At 57.3% G+C, this 1,347-nt stretch carries 2 protein-coding genes; both read left to right on the top strand.

The features are described 5' to 3' along the window. Positions 1-108: 108 nt before the first annotated feature. Positions 109-294 carry a hypothetical protein gene (locus AWB81_RS45555; RefSeq protein ID WP_144444394.1) on the top strand — a complete coding sequence of 62 codons (186 nt, stop codon included), beginning with the start codon at positions 109-111 and terminating at the stop codon, positions 292-294. Positions 295-816: 522 nt separating this feature from the next. Beyond that, the gene (locus tag AWB81_RS43000) at positions 817-1,257 is read left to right on the top strand and encodes a KUP/HAK/KT family potassium transporter (protein WP_062644668.1); all 441 of its coding nucleotides are present in this window, start codon (positions 817-819) and stop codon (positions 1,255-1,257) included. Positions 1,258-1,347: the final 90 nt, after the last annotated feature.

The following is a 1,347-nucleotide window of genomic DNA, read 5'->3' as shown; positions in this document are numbered from 1 at the left end:
GCCAACTAAGCGAGCCGGATCGGATTACCGAGAACTGGATCGGCGCTCACGAACGCCAAGATGAGACCGTGAGAAAGACGCAAGAACTCGGCACTCTCGAGCTTGGTAATGGCGTATGTCTGGGTACGTGTCGATGCGAAGAAAGCCTTTCTCGCAGCCGTCGATACGCGGCAGGTCGGTACCGACGGTACTCCACCCCCTATCACCTATATTTCGCCCATTTGCTCGCGGCGCTGGCTGGTTCTCTTATACGTCCAACTGCATCCAGAGCTAATTGATATTGATTTCGATTAGCAAGACATCACGCAGTGCCGCAGTGCAAGACTGTCAACCGTCGAAAATGCCACCCGGCATTTGCGCCACGGCGCGATCGTCGCGTACCTTCGTCATGCATTTCAACACGGCTCAGCGCAGTCGATTTACTTCGCACTGAAAGGGATGGCTTGTATCAAGCATGAAAGGACCGCCACGTAGGATCTCTACCTCGTCCGGCCTGACAGGGCGGCCTGCCTAGGGACCTTTATGGAGACAATCGTGGCAACTTACGTTCTTTTTGGCGGCGGTATGGCGATCGGTCTGGCCATAGCGATCTGGGGAATCTGGAATCTCAGGTAGTTCGCACCTTTCGAGCAGCGCGAAGGATGTGATGGTCGAGAGCGAACGCGCTCTTGGTCACCATACTCCCGACGAATCGTCAGGTTCGAATCGTGCTGTATCTCGCCGATTCGCGGATCAGGCGCATCTGCTCGACTCACTCATCAAGCTGGCACTATGTCTACATCGGCCCTTCAGACGACCACACACGAAACGCGGGGAATGCCCGGCCTTGCGCTCGGCGCCATCGGCGTCGTGTTCGGGGACATTGGCACAAGCCCGCTCTACACACTCAGGGAGTGCCTGAAAGCCGCAGGCGGCGTCAGTCCGACGAACGTCTACGGGATTGTGTCCCTGATCCTCTGGTCGATCATCGTCGTGGTGACGTTCAAGTACGTAGCCTTCGTCATGCGCGCGGACAACGATGGAGAAGGTGGCATCCTTGCGCTGACCGCGCTTGCATCGGACGTTGCACCGGTTCGACTGCGTCGCGTGTTGCTGACCCTCGGCGTGTTTGGCGCCGCCATGTTCTACGGCGACTCCATGATCACGCCCGCTATTTCCGTGATCTCCGCAGTCGAGGGCGTGACGCTCGTTGACCCGCATCTGTCGGAGTGGATCGTGCCAATTGCGCTAGATTCCTTGACTGAATTGATCTTGTAGCAGTCGAGTCAAGTTTCTACGCGGCGATTTTGACCTGATCGCACCAGGTGTTAACGGCCTTCTCAGCGGTGCGGAAGCTGCGCTGCAAAG

The sequence above is a fragment of the Caballeronia arationis genome (assembly GCF_001544975.2).
Taxonomy (GTDB): Bacteria; Pseudomonadota; Gammaproteobacteria; order Burkholderiales; family Burkholderiaceae; genus Caballeronia; species Caballeronia arationis.
The sequence above is the reverse complement of the archived record's forward strand: the minus strand, read 5'-3'. Positions and strand labels throughout refer to the sequence as shown.

What these genes read in the sequence shown, in the direction of transcription:
- AWB81_RS45555 (WP_144444394.1), top strand. Translation starts at nt 109, where the DNA reads ATGGCGTATGTCTGGGTACGTGTCGATGCGAAGAAAGCCTTTCTCGCA.
- AWB81_RS43000 (WP_062644668.1), top strand. Translation starts at nt 817, where the DNA reads ATGCCCGGCCTTGCGCTCGGCGCCATCGGCGTCGTGTTCGGGGACATT.